This window comes from Serratia sp. AKBS12, assembly GCF_024793895.1.
GTDB lineage: Bacteria > Pseudomonadota > Gammaproteobacteria > Enterobacterales > Enterobacteriaceae > Serratia_F.
In genome coordinates, this window is record NZ_JANUSB010000015.1 from 1,087,600 (window position 1) to 1,102,967 (window position 15,368).

15 protein-coding genes, 2 tRNA genes and 2 other RNA genes are annotated in these 15,368 nt (G+C 53.3%); 9 read left to right on the forward strand and 10 right to left on the reverse strand.

The features are described from left to right. Positions 1–79: 79 nt before the first annotated feature. Genes selD through NYE85_RS15030 form a run of 4 tightly spaced genes read left to right on the forward strand, consistent with a single transcriptional unit; the run spans position 80 to position 4,444 of the window. A complete protein-coding gene (gene selD, locus NYE85_RS15015) occupies positions 80–1,123 on the forward strand; it encodes a selenide, water dikinase SelD (protein WP_259005547.1) in 1,044 nt (347 codons plus the stop codon). Further along, positions 1,123–2,241, forward strand: coding sequence for a tRNA 2-selenouridine(34) synthase MnmH (gene mnmH, locus NYE85_RS15020; protein ID WP_259005548.1), 1,119 nt, complete (start codon positions 1,123–1,125; stop codon positions 2,239–2,241). The genes selD and mnmH overlap by 1 nt, the downstream gene beginning before the upstream one ends. Then, entirely contained in the window at positions 2,241–4,163 is a 1,923-nt protein-coding gene (locus NYE85_RS15025) for a DNA topoisomerase III (protein ID WP_259005549.1), read from the forward strand. The genes mnmH and NYE85_RS15025 overlap by 1 nt, the downstream gene beginning before the upstream one ends. After that, positions 4,160–4,444, forward strand: a complete 285-nt coding sequence (locus NYE85_RS15030) for a YnjH family protein (protein WP_259005550.1) — start codon at positions 4,160–4,162, stop codon at positions 4,442–4,444. The genes NYE85_RS15025 and NYE85_RS15030 overlap by 4 nt, the downstream gene beginning before the upstream one ends. A 39-nt stretch (positions 4,445–4,483) precedes the next feature. Here the strand turns inward: NYE85_RS15030 and NYE85_RS15035 are convergent, their stop codons facing one another. The 9 genes from NYE85_RS15035 to NYE85_RS15075 form a co-directional block, all read right to left on the reverse strand. Further along, positions 4,484–4,888 carry a pyrimidine (deoxy)nucleoside triphosphate diphosphatase gene (locus tag NYE85_RS15035; RefSeq protein WP_259005551.1) on the reverse strand — a complete coding sequence of 135 codons (405 nt, stop codon included), beginning with the start codon at positions 4,886–4,888 and terminating at the stop codon, positions 4,484–4,486. Positions 4,889–4,931: 43 nt separating this feature from the next. Further along, positions 4,932–5,738: an exodeoxyribonuclease III gene (gene xthA / locus NYE85_RS15040; protein ID WP_259005552.1), complete on the reverse strand. Its 807-nt coding sequence runs from the start codon at positions 5,736–5,738 to the stop codon at positions 4,932–4,934. Between the two features lie 102 nt (positions 5,739–5,840). Further along, positions 5,841–6,413 carry a TIGR00730 family Rossman fold protein gene (locus NYE85_RS15045; protein ID WP_259005553.1) on the reverse strand — a complete coding sequence of 191 codons (573 nt, stop codon included), beginning with the start codon at positions 6,411–6,413 and terminating at the stop codon, positions 5,841–5,843. A 186-nt stretch (positions 6,414–6,599) separates the two neighbouring features. Beyond that, a non-coding RNA gene (locus tag NYE85_RS15050) (RtT sRNA) lies at positions 6,600–6,725 on the reverse strand. 45 nt (positions 6,726–6,770) lie between these two features. After that, positions 6,771–6,855: transfer RNA gene (locus tag NYE85_RS15055), tRNA-Tyr, on the reverse strand. 105 nt (positions 6,856–6,960) lie between these two features. After that, positions 6,961–7,086: non-coding RNA, RtT sRNA (locus NYE85_RS15060), on the reverse strand. Positions 7,087–7,129: 43 nt separating this feature from the next. After that, positions 7,130–7,214, reverse strand: a tRNA-Tyr gene (locus tag NYE85_RS15065). A 213-nt stretch (positions 7,215–7,427) separates the two neighbouring features. Then, positions 7,428–8,276, reverse strand: a complete 849-nt coding sequence (gene purU / locus NYE85_RS15070; RefSeq protein ID WP_259005554.1) for a formyltetrahydrofolate deformylase — start codon at positions 8,274–8,276, stop codon at positions 7,428–7,430. A gap of 69 nt (positions 8,277–8,345) precedes the next feature. After that, the gene (locus NYE85_RS15075) at positions 8,346–8,810 is read right to left on the reverse strand and encodes a YchJ family protein (RefSeq protein ID WP_259005555.1); all 465 of its coding nucleotides are present in this window, start codon (positions 8,808–8,810) and stop codon (positions 8,346–8,348) included. Positions 8,811–8,956: 146 nt separating this feature from the next. Between NYE85_RS15075 and rssA the strand changes: the two genes are divergently transcribed. The 5 genes from rssA (at position 8,957) to NYE85_RS15100 (ending at position 14,495) form a co-directional block, all read left to right on the forward strand. Next, entirely contained in the window at positions 8,957–9,853 is an 897-nt protein-coding gene (rssA, locus tag NYE85_RS15080; protein ID WP_259005557.1) for a patatin-like phospholipase RssA, read from the forward strand. Positions 9,854–9,958: 105 nt separating this feature from the next. After that, complete coding sequence (rssB, locus tag NYE85_RS15085; RefSeq protein ID WP_259005558.1) at positions 9,959–10,972, forward strand: two-component system response regulator RssB; 1,014 nt, start codon at positions 9,959–9,961, stop codon at positions 10,970–10,972. Between the two features lie 201 nt (positions 10,973–11,173). Continuing rightward, positions 11,174–12,091, forward strand: a complete 918-nt coding sequence (gene galU, locus NYE85_RS15090; RefSeq protein WP_259005559.1) for a UTP--glucose-1-phosphate uridylyltransferase GalU — start codon at positions 11,174–11,176, stop codon at positions 12,089–12,091. A gap of 40 nt (positions 12,092–12,131) precedes the next feature. Continuing rightward, the gene (locus tag NYE85_RS15095; RefSeq protein WP_259005560.1) at positions 12,132–13,475 is read left to right on the forward strand and encodes a UDP-glucose/GDP-mannose dehydrogenase family protein; all 1,344 of its coding nucleotides are present in this window, start codon (positions 12,132–12,134) and stop codon (positions 13,473–13,475) included. A 9-nt stretch (positions 13,476–13,484) separates the two neighbouring features. Beyond that, positions 13,485–14,495 (forward strand): NAD-dependent epimerase, encoded by a 1,011-nt coding sequence (locus NYE85_RS15100; protein ID WP_259005561.1) that lies wholly within the window; start codon positions 13,485–13,487, stop codon positions 14,493–14,495. 120 nt (positions 14,496–14,615) lie between these two features. Here the strand turns inward: NYE85_RS15100 and hns are convergent, their stop codons facing one another. Further along, on the reverse strand, positions 14,616–15,023 hold the full coding sequence (gene hns / locus NYE85_RS15105) for a histone-like nucleoid-structuring protein H-NS (RefSeq protein ID WP_004962351.1): 408 nt from the start codon (positions 15,021–15,023) through the stop codon (positions 14,616–14,618). Positions 15,024–15,368: the final 345 nt, after the last annotated feature.

Consider the following 15,368-nt stretch of genomic DNA (forward strand, 5'->3'; position numbering starts at 1 on the left):
AACGCCGCCAATGTGCAGACAACCCCGGCTATACCCGGGATATGTTATCTTGAAGGCCGATAACCGAAGGAAGTGGATCATGACATCGCCAGCAATCCGTTTGACCCAGTACAGCCATGGTGCTGGCTGTGGTTGCAAAATCTCACCGCAAGTTCTCGAAACCATCCTGCACAGCGAACAGGCGAAGTTTGTCGACCCGCGATTGCTGGTCGGCAATGAAACCCGTGACGATGCAGCGGTGTACGACATCGGTAACGGCGTTGGCATTATCAGTACCACCGATTTTTTCATGCCGATCGTTGATGATCCCTTTGACTTCGGCCGCATTGCCGCTGCCAATGCCATTAGCGATGTGTATGCCATGGGCGGCAAGCCGATCATGGCGATTGCCATTCTGGGCTGGCCGATAGCCAAGCTGGCGCCGGAAGTGGCGCAGCAGGTGATCGACGGTGGGCGTTATGCCTGTCAACAGGCCGGTATTGCCTTGGCGGGCGGTCATTCGATCGATGCGCCGGAGCCGATCTTCGGTCTGGCAGTAACTGGCATGGTCAACACCGACCGCGTCAAGAAAAACAGCGCGGCACAGCCTGGAACGCAGCTATTCCTTACCAAACCGCTCGGTATTGGCGTGCTGACCACCGCCGAGAAGAAGAGCCTGTTGCGGCCGGAGCATGCGGGCCTGGCCACCGAAGTGATGTGCCGGTTGAATACGCCGGGTGCGGAATTTGCCGATCTTGCCGGTGTAACGGCGATGACCGACGTGACCGGCTTTGGGCTACTGGGCCATCTGAGCGAAATGTGTCAGGGGGCCGGGTTGCAGGCGACGGTATGGTTCGACAAGGTGCCAAAATTGCCGGACGTCGAGCGTTATATCGCCGAAGGTTGCGTTCCCGGCGGCACGGGGCGTAATTTTGACAGTTACGGTACGCTGATTGGTGCAATGAGCGATGTGCAGCGTCAATTATTGTGCGATCCGCAAACTTCCGGCGGCTTGTTGTTGGCAGTGTTGCCGGAAGGCGAGGCCGAACTGCAGGCCATTGCCGCACGCCATGGCATTGAACTGGACGCCATAGGTGAACTGCGATCGCCAATAGCAGGGAAACCAATGATCGAGGTTGTGTAGTGGCAACGTTGCGACCACGGGTAGACACCAACGACTACCGACATATTTTTCTGCATGACGTGCCGTTGATTGACGTGCGTGCCCCCATTGAGTTCAAAAACGGCGCTTTTCCACACGCCATCAATTTGCCGCTGATGAATGACAGCGAACGCCAGGCGGTCGGTACCTGCTATAAACAGCAGGGGCAGCAGGCGGCGATTGCCTTGGGACACAAACTGGTTGGCGGCAAGCTGCGTCAGCAGCGAACCGATGCCTGGTTGGCCGCCTGCGGCCGTCAGCCCGAAGGTTATATCTATTGCTTCCGTGGCGGTTTGCGTTCTCAACTGGTACAGCAATGGCTGCGCGAGGCCGGCGTGGATTACCCGCGCGTGGCGGGTGGCTACAAGGCGTTGCGACATTATTTATTGAACGTGCTGGAGTACAGTGCTGCAATGCCGATGGTGGTGGTCGGCGGCAATACCGGCTGCGGCAAAACAATTTTGATTAATCAACTGCCTGCCGGGGTCGATCTGGAAGGCGCGGCACGCCATCGTGGTTCGTCGTTTGGTCAAACCTTGGCCGGCCAGAGCGCGCAGATCGATTTTGAGAATCGTCTGGCTGTGTTATTGCTTAAAAAACAGCATGGTGGCTGCCGCCATTGGATCCTGGAAGACGAAGGGCGGATCATCGGTTCCAATAATCTGCCGTTGCCGATTTTCAATCGCATGCAGCAGGCGCCGGTGGTGGTGATTGACGATCCGTTCGAGGTACGCGTGGCGCGCCTGCAGGCTGAATATATCGATCATATGCGGCTGGCGTTTGCCCAGGCATATGGTGAAGACGCCGGTTGGCAACGCTATGACGAATATCTGCATCACGGACTGTTCGCCATTCGGCGTCGCTTGGGCATGGAGCGTTTCCAACAGTTGACACAGCGGCTGGAGTGGGCGTTGCAATTCCAGCGCGCCAGCGGCAACAGCGATGCGCATCAGGAGTGGCTGGTGCCGCTGTTGCAGCATTATTACGACCCGATGTATCACTATCAATTAACCAAGAAAGCCCAGCGGATCGTATACCGCGGGAACTATGCTGAAGTAAGAGAATTCCTGATGACGTATAGCCATAATAACGGTGAATAATGCGACTGTTTATAGCCGAAAAACCGAGTTTGGCACGCGCCATTGCTGATGTTCTACCTAAGCCGCATCGCCGTGGTGATGGGTTTATCGCCTGCGGCAACAACGATGTGGTGACCTGGTGTGTAGGCCACCTGTTGGAGCAGGCCCAGCCTGACGCCTACGACAGCCGCTATGCGCGCTGGTCGCTGGCAGACTTGCCAATCATTCCCGAAAAATGGCAGCTACAGCCGCGACCCTCCGTCAGCAAGCAATTGAACGCGATTAAAAAACTGCTGTTGGAAGCCGATGAAGTGGTACACGCCGGTGACCCGGATCGCGAAGGGCAACTGCTGGTGGACGAAGTGCTGGATTATTTGTCGTTGACGCCGGAAAAACGGCAGGCGGTACGGCGTTGTCTGATCAACGATCTCAACCCGCAGGCGGTAGAACGGGCGGTTGAGCGCTTGCGCGATAACCGGGAATTTATACCGCTGTGCGTTTCTGCCCTGGCACGCTCTCGCGCCGACTGGTTGTACGGCATTAATATGACCCGTGCTTATACGCTGTTAGGCCGTAATGCCGGTTACGATGGCGTACTGTCGGTTGGTCGAGTACAAACGCCGGTGCTGGGGCTGGTGGTGCGCCGTGACGAAGAAATTGAAAACTTCGTGTCGAAGGATTTTTTTGAGGTCAAGGCGCATATCGTTACGCCGAAAGACGAGCGCTTCGTGGCGCTGTGGCAACCGAGCGATTCGTGTGAGCCGTATCAGGACGAAGAGGGGCGGTTGCTGCATCGACCGCTGGCAGAGCATGTGGTGGCGCGCATTGAGGGCCAACCGGCGCTGGTCACCTCCTATAATGATAAACGGGAATCAGATACCGCGCCGCTGCCGTTTTCGTTATCGACCTTGCAGATTGAAGCCGCCAAACGGTTTAACCTCAGCGCGCAGCAGGTACTGGACATCTGTCAGCGGCTGTATGAAACCCACAAGCTGATCACCTACCCGCGTTCAGATTGCCGCTACCTGCCGGAAGAGCATTTTGCCGGCCGCCACGCAGTATTGAATGCCATCAGTGCCCATCAGCCGGATCTGTACCCTCAGCCGGTGATCGATAGCGATCGCCGCAACCGTTGCTGGGATGATAAAAAAGTCGATGCCCACCACGCCATTATTCCTACCGCTCGAGCCAGCAAAGTCAATCTTACCGCTGATGAATTGAAGGTCTATGGCTTGGTGGCGCGGCAGTATCTGATGCAGTTCTGTCCGGATGCGGTGTTCCGCAAATGCGTGATCGAACTGGATATCGCCGGTGGTAAATTCGTCGCCAAGGCGCGTTTTCTGGCGGAAGCCGGTTGGCGCACGCTGCTTGGCAGTAAAGAGCGCGACGAGGAGAATGAAGGCGCGCCACTGCCAGTGGTTGCCAAGGACGATAGGCTGCTGTGCGAGCGTGGCGAAGTGGTGGCGCGTCAGACTCAGCCGCCGCGTCCATTCACCGATGCCAGCCTGCTTTCCGCCATGACCGGGATTGCGCGCTTCGTGCAAGATAAATCATTAAAGAAAATCCTGCGAGCGACCGATGGTTTAGGTACCGAGGCTACGCGAGCGGGAATCATTGAATTGTTGTTCAAACGGTCGTTCCTGTACAAAAAAGGGCGCTATATCCATTCCAGCGAAACCGGTCGGACGCTGATTCATTCGCTGCCTGATATCGCGGCGCGTCCGGATATGACCGCCCATTGGGAAGCCACGTTGACGCAAATCAGCGAAAAGTCCTGTCGTTATCAGGACTTTATGCAGCCGCTGGTGGGCACCTTGCAACAGCTGATTTATCAGGCCAAGCAGAGTCGGGCGAGTATGGCGTTCCGTGGTTTACCTGCGCCGAACGCCGGGGCGAAAAAGCGCAAAAAAAGCGCCGGCAAGGCGCGGGAGAAGAGCGAATGAAACAGCTGATGTTGGCGTTGGTAGCGGGGGTATTGTTGTGTTCCGCCAAGGTCCACGCTCATCGTGGTGATGTGGATGTGCAGTTACCGGTTTCGCCGGAAATCTGGGGCACCGCAAAAAGCGCACCAGCGCCGCAACCGTGCGCACAATGCTGCGTATATCAGGACCAGAATTATTCGCAAGGTGCGCTGCTGAAGGTCGAAGGGGAGTTGTTGCAATGCACTCGCGACCCTACGGTGGTCGGTAGCGCTTCGCCAGTCTGGGTACGGCTGAAAAAGTGACCGCGTAACTCGAAGGTTGATAAATGCGTTAATAATCAGTTATTTTGACATGATTGATTGCTGCTTGAGATAGCATGCCAGCAAGGGAACGTCGGCGGGTGCCAGCGGATACTCGCTGGCCTGGGCTGGCGTTACCCAGACAAGTTGCGTGTGGCAGCGCAGTTGTAATTCGCCGCTAAAATGCGTTACCCGCCAGGCATGCAGGCGAATGGTTTTCTCGCCCCGTTGCCACTGATTGCTGGCAACGTAATCATCAATTTGCGCCTTGATAGTCAACTCTTCGGCCAGTTCTCGCGCCAGCGCCTGGGGCTGGCTTTCGCCGGCTTCGACTTTGCCACCCGGAAACTCCCAGAGCCCGGCCTGATCGCTCTCGGCATCCCGTTGAGCCAACAGTATTTTTCCGTCACGTTCAACGATCGCGGCGACTACATCGATAACTTTCATACCGTGCACTTATAGAAAACCCCGGTCAGGCCGGGGTGGGCAATTAGAGATCGAATTCGGCCCACACCGGAGCGTGGTCGGAGGGTTTTTCCATACTGCGGGTTTGGTAGTCAATGCCGGTGGCCACGCAGCGTGCTGCTAGCGGCGTGCTGGCCAGTAACAGATCGATACGTAAACCGCGGTTGTCATCGAACCCTTTGGAGCGATAGTCGAACCACGAGAACTGGTCGTTACGTTCCGGGTTGGCCTGGCGGTAGGTATCTACCAGGCCCCAGTTGAGCAGCCGTCCCATCCATTCTCGCTCTTCCGGCAGGAACGAACATTTGCCGGTGCGCAGCCAGCGCTTGCGATTTTCTTCACCGATACCGATATCGTAATCCGACGGGCTAATATTCATATCGCCCATGATCAGCACCGGATTTTCTACCGACAATTGCTGCTCCAGATAATTTTGCAAATCCTGGTAGAAACGGGTTTTTGCCGGGAACTTGACCGGATGGTCTCGGCTCTCTCCCTGCGGGAAATAACCGTTAATCACCGTCAGCATGCCCTGCGGCGTTTGCAGATCGGCCATGATGATACGGCGCTGTGCGTCGTCATCGTCGGTTGGGAATCCGCGGCGCACGGCAATTGGCGCCTCTCTGGTTAACAGGGCGACGCCATAATGGCCTTTTTGCCCGTGATAGAACACGTGGTAACCGTGCTTGCTGACCTCTTCCAGTGGGAACATGTCATCATGAACTTTGGTTTCTTGCAGGCCGATAACGTCAGGCTGGTGCTGTTCGATGATGGCGGCCAACTGATGCGGTCGCGCGCGCAGTCCATTGATATTAAAAGAGACAAACTTCATGAGCGGTGCCGTTTTCACGAGAAAAATGTGTTGAGATAGTAGCAGAGTTTGGCTGGAAATGTAACGCAGACCAGCGACCTCAGGCCGCTGGCTGATGGCGGATTATTTTGCCCAGCGATCGTAGTTTTTTGGTTGGTAGTCGTCGAACTGTTGCAGCAACGTAAGTGGCGAATCGCTCAGGTGCAGGGTGCCAAGATAGTCGTGACGCATAAACCCCTGATCGGCGACGTGTTGCAAGAAGGTGTTCAACGGTCGGTAGTAACCGTTAATGTCCAACAGACCGACCGGTTTGCTGTGATAACCGATTTGACCCCAGGTCCAGATTTCGAACAGCTCTTCCAGCGTGCCTATGCCGCCGGGCAGCGCAATAAATCCATCGGCCAGTGCCGCCATTCGTGCTTTGCGAGTGTGCATATCCGGCACCACTTCCAGTGCGGTCAGACCACGGTGTGCCGTTTCCGCTTCCACCAAGCGTTGCGGAATAATGCCGACCGCTTCACCACCGGCCTCCAGCACCGCATCAGCCACAATGCCCATCAGACCTTTCTTACCGCCGCCATAGATTAATCGACGCCCTTGTGTCGCCAATGTGTGCCCCAGCTTACGAGCATTTTCGGCATAATCAGGCGACACGCCTTCGCTGGCGCCGCAAAAAACGCAAATGTTATTACGCATGCACTTTTCCTTACTGCATCAAAGAAGCCAGTGGTATAGCGAATTGTGCATTGTAGTTCAAGCTTGGCGACCAATGAAAAACCAAACCTGTGCGTGATGGCATAACTCACGGCTGATTGGGTTACCGTGTCGTCCCCGGTGCTAGGCTTGGGATGGCGTCTGGTAGTTTGGGGAACTTTGCAAGGATGGTGGTGGGGGAAGGATAACTCGTCGCTTCGCTCCTCACCCTACGGGCCGCGCTGAAGCGCGTTGTTTCGCTGCGCTCAACTCGAACCTGTCGAAGCTTCTCATCCTTCCCCAGTGCGCAGTGCATTAAGCTTGGGATGGTGTCTGGTAATTTGGGGAACTTTGCAAGGATGGTGGTGGGGGAAGGATTCGAACCTTCGAAGTCTGTGACGGCAGATTTACAGTCTGCTCCCTTTGGCCGCTCGGGAACCCCACCATGGTATTCATGGATTTTCTGATTGTAGTCGAAGGTTGTTACCTTCCCCGCTCGGCGCTCATCTTGACTCGTCTTACGGTTTAACCTTATTGCCAAGGTTAAGAATGGTGGTGGGGGAAGGATTATTCGTCGCTTCGCTCCTCACCCTACGGGCCGTGCTGGCGCACGTTGTTTCGCTGCGCTCAACTCGAACCTGGTCGAAGGTTCTTACCTTCCCCGCTCGGCGCTCATCTTGACTCGTCTTGCGGTTTAACCTTATTGCCAAGGTTAAGGATGGTGGTGGGGGAAGGATTCGAACCTTCGAAGTCTGTGACGGCAGATTTACAGTCTGCTCCCTTTGGCCGCTCGGGAACCCCACCACGATAATTCGTGGATTTAACGAATTTTAACGCTCAGAAAGCTGACCGGCTTTCTGGCCACCGTGACTGCATAAGCGCTGTCTCGGTAAGCGGGGCGCATCATATCAAATGAAGCGGGAGTGTAAAGCATTGAAATGCAGAAAATGAATCGTTTGCCGGTTTTTTATGCGTGGCGGTGCATCTGTAAACAGAATGCACCGCCAGCAAGCGTAATTACAGGATCACGGTACGGTTGCCATAGACAAACACTCGCTGCGCCAGCACGCGATACAACGCGCGGCTGAGCACGTTCTTTTCAACGTCGCGGCCTGCGCGCATCATATCGTCAGCGGAATAGGTATGATCGACGTGGATCACGTCCTGCATGATGATTGGCCCTTCATCCAGGCTATCATTGACGTAATGCGCGGTAGCGCCGATGATCTTCACCCCGCGCTCGTAGGCCTGGTGATACGGACGTGCACCGATAAATGCCGGCAGGAATGAATGGTGAATATTGATCACCTGGTTCGGATAGTGCTGAACAAACGCCGGCGTCAGTACGCGCATATATTTGGCCAGAACTACATAGTCCGGCTGGTACTGATCAATTTGCGTAATCAACTGCTGATCGTGCTGTTCACGCGTCAGCCCTTCGTGACTCACCAGGTGGAATGGAATATCGAAACGTTCAACCAGCGTTTTCAACGTGTCGTGATTGCCAATCACCGCGGCAATTTCTACATCCAGACCGCCGTAGGCGCTTTTCATCAATAAATCACCCAGGCAATGGGCTTCTTTGGTCACCAGAACCACAATACGGCGTCGACCGGCACTGTGCAGTTCGCGTACGGAACCTTCCGGCAGAGCGCCATCCAGGTCGGCCAACAGGGTGGTATCGTTGAAAATGCCTTCCAGTTCGGTGCGCATAAAGAAGCGCCCGGTAAGGTGATCGACAAATTCATTGTTTTGCACAATATTAAGTTGATGTTTGTAGCAAATATTGGTGATTTTGGCGATCAGCCCTTTGGCGTCCGGGCAGATGGTGCGTAATACTTTTCGTTGTACATTTTGATGTGGCATGGCAGTGCTAATCCTGTCAGATACTGAACGCCTGACCCAGCAGGCGATAACGAGCTTCAGACCGAGGGCTTATTGCCCGCAGCATTTTTTATATTTTTTGCCTGAGCCGCAGGGGCAAACCGCGTTTCTGCCCGGCTGTGGCTTGACTCCGTCAATATAATACCAGCGTTGGTCAAGGCGAAGAAAGCGTGAACGTTCATGCATCGCCTTGACGTCGCCACTGGCGCTATCGACAAAGCGGGCGATAAACTCAACGAAGCCTTCGTCGGGTGCATTGCCAGCCTTTTCTTCAATGACCGTTAAATCCAGCCATTGGGTATCTTGAAAGCTGTCGACAATCGCGTTGCGCCATTCGTCGGCGTGGCAATCCGGATGCCAACTGGCGATCAGGTAATCCACATGCTGTTTAACATAGGCGCTGAAGCGGGAGCGCATCAACAGGCCTGGCGTGGCGGCCGTTCGGACACTGTTGATATACGGCTCGCAGCATGCGTTATACTCCAGCCCGCTGCCGCAAGGGCATAATTCAGACAAATTAACTCCTCAAAAGAGCGAACGATATGAATACTGACCAAAGTCAGGGGAAATGTAGCGCATAGGCTACCTAACCCGGCTCGATGGTGACAATGTACCCTGAGGTTACACTTGACACAATTCACCGATGACAGAGGCAAGCTATAATGCGACAAATAAAAGTAGGGCTGGCGCTAGGGGCAGGTTCGGCCAAAGGCTGGGCGCATATTGGCGTTATCAATGCGCTCAAGAAAATGGGCATTGAGGCCGATATAGTTGCCGGTTGCTCCGTCGGCTCGCTGGTTGGTGCGGCCTATGCCAGTCACCGTTTGCCTGCGATGGAAAAGTGGGTGCGCTCGTTCAGCTATTGGGACGTAATACGTCTGATGGATCTGTCTTGGCAACGCGGTGGTTTGCTGCGCGGGGAGCGGGTATTCAATGCGGTCGGCCAACTGTTAAGCATTAACGATATTGCGCAATGTTCGGTGAAGTTTGGTGCGGTCGCGACCAATTTGAGCACAGGTCGTGAACTGTGGCTGACCAAGGGCGATATTCACCAGGCGATACGTGCGTCGTGCAGTATGCCCGGATTACTGGCGCCGGTCTGGTTTGACGGCTATTGGTTGGTGGACGGTGCGGTGGTCAATCCGGTGCCGATTTCGTTAACCCGCGCCATGGGAGCCGATATCGTTATTGCCGTGGATTTGCAGCATGACGCACATCTGATGCAACAGGATCTGTTTTCAGTGCGCAGCGAGCCGGACGAAGCGCCGATCGCGCGCAACTGGCGGGGGCGACTGCGTGAGCGGATCGGCAAAATGACGGTGAAAAAACCGAACATTACCCCCACGGCAATGGAAATCATGAGCACCTCGATCCAGGTGTTGGAAAACCGGCTAAAACGTAACCGCATGGCGGGGGATCCCCCCGACGTGTTGATTCAACCCTATTGCCCGCAGATCTCAACGCTGGATTTTCATCGGGCAGAAGAAGCCATTGAGGCAGGGCGGCTGGCGGTAGAGAAACAGCGCGATATGTTGCTGCCGCTGGTAAAAAACAAATAGTTACGCGTTGCTATCGCCAGGGAGCACTTTCATGTCAATTTCCGGCAAGCATAACTGTCCATTTTGAGCCACTATTACATCATGACAAGGGAAGAGGTCCGGCCAATGGCATTACCACTGACAGACAAGCGCATTCTGATCGTTGAGGACGAGCAGGTATTTCGTTCGGTGCTTGTTGGCTACCTGCAATCATTAGGCGCAGTCACCCATGAAGCGACTAATGGATTGCAGGCGTTGAGTGCCGTTGATGATATCGACCCGGATTTGATCCTGTGCGATCTGGCGATGCCAGAAATGGGCGGCATCGAGTTTGTTGAACATCTGCGGCTGCAGGGAGTAAAAATCCCGGTGTTGGTCATCTCGGCCACCGATAAAATGGCTGATATCGCCAAGGTGCTGCGGCTGGGCGTACAGGATGTGTTACTCAAACCGTTAAGCGATCTCAATCGTCTGCGTGAAGCGGCATTGGCCTGTCTGTACCCGAACATGTTCACCTCGCCGGCAATCGAAGAGGTTGAATTGCTGCAGGATTGGGATGCGCTAAGCAAAAATCCGTCGGAAGCGGCCAGATTGCTCAAGCAGTTGCAACCGCCGGTACAACAGTCGATTGCCCATTGCCGGATTAACTATCGCCAATTGACTACCGGCGAAAACCCAGGGCTGGTGCTGGATATTGCTGCATTATCAGAAAAGGATCTGGCCTTCTATTGTCTGGATGTGACTCGCGCCGGTGATAATGGCGTATTGGCGGCCTTATTATTACGGGCGTTATTTAATGGCTTGCTACAGGACCATTTAGCTAATCAACAGCATCGGCTGCCGCAAATGTCCACATTGTTAAAACAAGTTAATCAATTATTGCGCCAAGGCAAGTTGGAAGGGCAATTTCCGCTGTTGGTTGGCTATTATCACGCCGAATATAAAAACCTGATCCTGGTTTCCGCTGGCTTACATGCCAATGTAAATACCGGCGACAATCAAATTCAGCTTAGCAACGGGGTGCCGTTGGGTACGCTGGGTGCGACCTATATGAATCAAATCAGCCAGCGCTGCTCGGCGTGGCAATGCCAGGTCTGGGGCTCCGGCGGGCGATTGCGCCTGATGCTCAGCGCAGAATAGCGGCTTATTGTAAGCAACTATTAACGGCAATTCAGCCGGTTGAAAATATTATTCCCATCCGAAAACCCGCGATTAGGTAATAGTCTTAAAGTGATTGTATTTGATGGCTGTGTAATGCTCAGCGGTATTTAACTGGTATACTCCGGGAGTTTGTATAGCGAGTGACGTTCATAATTTGAGCGCGCATCAAGAGAGGAAATAATGTCAGCGTTAAATCGTAAAGTCAGGAAAGCGGTCATCCCGGTTGCGGGCTTGGGCACACGGATGCTGCCAGCGACGAAGGCCATTCCCAAAGAAATGTTGCCGCTGGTTGACAAGCCCCTGATTCAGTACGTGGTCAATGAATGCATTGCGGCTGGAATCAGTGAAATCGTTCTAGTGACGCACTCCTCTAAGAATTCCATTGAAAACCATTTTGACACCAGTTTTGAACTGGAAGCGATGCTGGAAAAACGCGTAAAACGCCAGTTGCTGGACGAAGTCCAATCCATTTGCCCGAAAGGCGTAACGGTGATGCAGGTTCGCCAAGGCGTAGCAAAAGGCCTCGGCCATGCGATCATGTGCGCTTATCCAATGGTGGGCGATGAGCCGGTGGCGGTAGTTCTGCCGGACGTTATTATCGACGAGTACAGCGCCGATCTGAGCAAAGACAATCTGCATGAGATGCTGGCACGTTTTGAACAAACCGGTGTCAGTCAGATTATGGTTGAGCCGGTGCCGCAAAAAGACGTCGGCAACTATGGCGTAGCAGACTGCCAGGGCTACCAGTTGCAACCGGGCGAAAGTGCGCCGATGGTCAGCGTGGTCGAGAAACCATCGCCGGCTCAGGCTCCGTCCAATCTGGCCATTGTCGGCCGCTACGTATTATCTGCCGATATCTGGGCGTTGCTGGCGAAGACGCCGCCCGGTGCCGGTGACGAGATCCAACTGACCGATGCGATTGATATGCTGATGAAAAAGCAACCGGTCGAGGCTTACCACCTGAAGGGGGTCAGCCATGATTGCGGTAATAAGCTCGGTTATATGCAGGCATTTGTCGAGTATGGCATGCGCCATGCCAGCCTGGGCAAGGATTTTTCTCAGTGGCTGCAACAGCTGACAATCACTGAACAAAAATAAGTTTCTTTTCCGTATTAATTTGAAAAACTAGGATTTTCCCATGAAAGTAACAGTTTTTGGTATTGGCTACGTTGGCCTGGTGCAGGCTGCTGTGTTGGCTGAGGTTGGCCATGACGTTATGTGTATTGACGTTGACGAGCGTAAAGTCGAAAACCTGAAAAAAGGGAATATCCCTATTTTTGAACCGGGTCTGACGCCGCTGGTGCAGCAAAACTTTGAAGCTGGTCGTTTGCATTTTACCACCGATGCTCGGGCCGGCGTAGCGCATGGCACCATTCAGTTCATTGCGGTCGGTACGCCGCCGGATGAGGACGGCTCAGCCGACCTGAAATACGTTACCGCCGTGGCTCGTACCATCGCTGAACACATGACCGATCATAAAGTAGTGATCGACAAGTCTACCGTACCGGTTGGCACCGCTGACAAGGTGCGTCAGGTGATGACCGAAACCCTGGAAAAACGCGGTAGCAAGGTAGCATTTGACGTGGTTTCCAACCCGGAGTTCCTGAAAGAAGGTGCTGCGGTTGCCGACTGTATGCGTCCTGAGCGCATTGTTATCGGTACCGATAACAAAGATGTGATTGAGCCGATTCGTGAACTGTACGAACCGTTCAACCGCAATCACGACCGCATGATCCTGATGGATATTCGCAGTGCGGAGCTGACCAAGTACGCCGCCAACTGCATGCTGGCGACCAAAATCAGCTTTATGAATGAAATTTCCAACCTGGCAGAGCTGCTGGGAGCAGACATTGAAAAGGTGCGTCAGGGGATCGGGTCCGATTCGCGCATTGGTTATCATTTTATTTACCCTGGCTGCGGTTACGGCGGTTCATGCTTCCCGAAAGACGTTCAGGCGTTGATCCGCACCTCCGAACACATCGGTTATCAGCCGAAGCTGTTGCAGGCGGTCGAGCAGGTTAACTATCAGCAGAAATACAAGCTGCCCACCTTTATCAAGCACTATTTTGGTGAAGATCTGGCGGGAAAAACCTTTGCGCTATGGGGTCTGGCATTCAAACCGAATACCGACGACATGCGTGAAGCATCGGCACGCGTGCTGATGGAAACGCTGTGGGAAGCAGGCGCCAAGGTGCAGGCTTACGATCCGGAAGCGATGAACGAAGCGCAGCGCATTTATGGCCATCGTGACGATCTGAAGCTGATGGGAACCAAAGAAGCCGCGTTGCAGGGGGCTGATGCGTTAGTTATCTGTACCGAATGGCAAAACTTCCGTGCGCCCGACTTTGATGTCATCAAATCCACGCTGAAGCAGCCGGTGATCTTTGATGGTCGTAACCTGTACGATCCGGAGCGTCTGGAAAGCCGCGGTTTCACCTATTACGCGATTGGCCGCGGCGCATCGGTGCAACCGGTCATTTAAGAGGTGTGTATGAAAATTCTTGTTACCGGTGCCGCAGGGTTTATTGGTTATCACGTTGCCGAGCGTTTGTTGGCGGCCGGGCATCAGGTTGTCGGTATCGACAACCTGAATGACTATTATGATGTCAGCCTGAAAACTGCGCGTCTTGATTTATTGGCCGGGAAACCGGCCTTCCAATTTCTCATGCTGGATCTGGCCGACCGCGATGGTATGGCCGCATTATTTGCCGAGCAACAATTCCAGCGGGTCATTCACCTTGGGGCGCAAGCCGGGGTGCGTTACTCGCTGGAAAACCCGATGGCATACGCTGATTCCAATCTGATCGGGCATTTGAACGTGTTGGAAGGCTGCCGGCATAATAAGGTCGAACATCTGCTCTATGCTTCGTCCAGTTCGGTTTACGGCTTAAATCGCAAGCTGCCTTTTTCGACAGAAGATTCTGTTGACCATCCGGTGTCGCTGTATGCAGCGACGAAAAAGGCCAATGAACTGATGTCGCACAGTTACTCGCATTTATATGGTTTGCCAACCACCGGACTGCGTTTCTTTACCGTCTATGGTCCGTGGGGGCGCCCGGATATGGCGCTGTTTAAATTCACCAAGGCCATTTTGGCCGGCGACAGCATTGATGTATATAATCACGGTGAGATGCAACGTGACTTCACTTACATTGATGATATTGCCGAGGCGATTGTTCGTTTGCAGGACGTGATACCACAAGCGAATGCCGATTGGAGCGTTGAGCAGGGGTCGCCTGCGACCAGTTCCGCGCCGTATCATGTTTATAATATCGGCAACAGTAGCCCGGTAAAACTGATGGAATATATTCAGGCACTGGAGAATGCTTTAGGCATCACAGCACGTAAAAATATGCTGCCTATGCAACCAGGTGACGTATTGGATACCAGCGCCGATACCGTCGAGCTTTACCGGGACATTGGTTTTAAGCCGGCTACCAGCGTTGAGGACGGGGTAAAACGCTTCGTTGACTGGTACAAAGCGTTTTATAAAGTGCAGTAAGCGAACAATCTTAAGGCGATATAAAGGGGCTTTAGCCCCTTTTTTATTCACAGAACATTCTGTGGTTGCAAACAAAAAGGCTCCCAATGGGAGCCTTTAAGATGCACGGCAGAATCGCTATTACAGCAGGAAATCGTCCAGCGATTTACCTTGCTCTTCGATAGCTTTCTTAATTACTGCTGGCGTACGGCCTTGGCCAGTCCAGGTTTTCATCTCGCCGTTTTCATCTTTATATTGGTATTTAGCCGGGCGTGCTGCACGCTTCGCTTTACCAGCGGCTTTATTTGCCGCCATGGTTTGCAGCAGTTCGTTAGGATCAATACCATCTGCAATCAGCATTTCGCGATATTGTTGCAGTTTACGCGTACGCTCTTCGATTTCCGCTTGAGCCTGGCTATCTTCTTCGCGACGTTCGTTCACTACAACTTCCAGTTTCTCAAGCATCTCTTCCAGCGTCTCCAGGCTGCATTCTCTTGCCTGTGCGCGTAGCGTGCGGATGTTGTTCAAAATCTTTAATGCTTCGCTCATTGTCCTACTCTCAAATTATATTGGTGGGGGGCGTCTCGATAATAATAGAGTGCTCTTTTCCTTTCTGCAATAGCCAAATTGAGATGAATACTCAAATTTACCATTTAAAAATGCCTTAATCAGAACTGTTCGGGTAATAACATCGACTCCGCCAAGTTTTTACCGTTGGGATGTTAAGACAAATTTTCAACAGTACCATTCGGCATTTTTTTGCTTAAAAGGCTTTCATCGCAAAGATATAATTGTGTTTTATATGGTTTGCTCAGCTGAAATCTGTGGCGTTAATCACGTATATCAACATGCAAACATTGTAAACAATAGGGGTATATTGGCAAAGATAACCGC

Coding starts and splice junctions, on each gene's coding strand:
- NYE85_RS15025 (WP_259005549.1), top strand. CDS start 2,241: ATGCGACTGTTTATAGCCGAAAAACCGAGTTTGGCACGCGCCATTGCT.
- NYE85_RS15045 (WP_259005553.1), bottom strand. CDS start 6,413: ATGCGTAATAACATTTGCGTTTTTTGCGGCGCCAGCGAAGGCGTGTCG.
- purU (WP_259005554.1), bottom strand. CDS start 8,276: ATGCCACATCAAAATGTACAACGAAAAGTATTACGCACCATCTGCCCG.
- NYE85_RS15095 (WP_259005560.1), top strand. CDS start 12,132: ATGAAAGTAACAGTTTTTGGTATTGGCTACGTTGGCCTGGTGCAGGCT.
- selD (WP_259005547.1), top strand. CDS start 80: ATGACATCGCCAGCAATCCGTTTGACCCAGTACAGCCATGGTGCTGGC.
- NYE85_RS15035 (WP_259005551.1), bottom strand. CDS start 4,888: ATGAAAGTTATCGATGTAGTCGCCGCGATCGTTGAACGTGACGGAAAA.
- galU (WP_259005559.1), top strand. CDS start 11,174: ATGTCAGCGTTAAATCGTAAAGTCAGGAAAGCGGTCATCCCGGTTGCG.
- rssB (WP_259005558.1), top strand. CDS start 9,959: ATGGCATTACCACTGACAGACAAGCGCATTCTGATCGTTGAGGACGAG.
- NYE85_RS15030 (WP_259005550.1), top strand. CDS start 4,160: ATGAAACAGCTGATGTTGGCGTTGGTAGCGGGGGTATTGTTGTGTTCC.
- rssA (WP_259005557.1), top strand. CDS start 8,957: ATGCGACAAATAAAAGTAGGGCTGGCGCTAGGGGCAGGTTCGGCCAAA.
- NYE85_RS15100 (WP_259005561.1), top strand. CDS start 13,485: ATGAAAATTCTTGTTACCGGTGCCGCAGGGTTTATTGGTTATCACGTT.
- xthA (WP_259005552.1), bottom strand. CDS start 5,738: ATGAAGTTTGTCTCTTTTAATATCAATGGACTGCGCGCGCGACCGCAT.
- hns (WP_004962351.1), bottom strand. CDS start 15,023: ATGAGCGAAGCATTAAAGATTTTGAACAACATCCGCACGCTACGCGCA.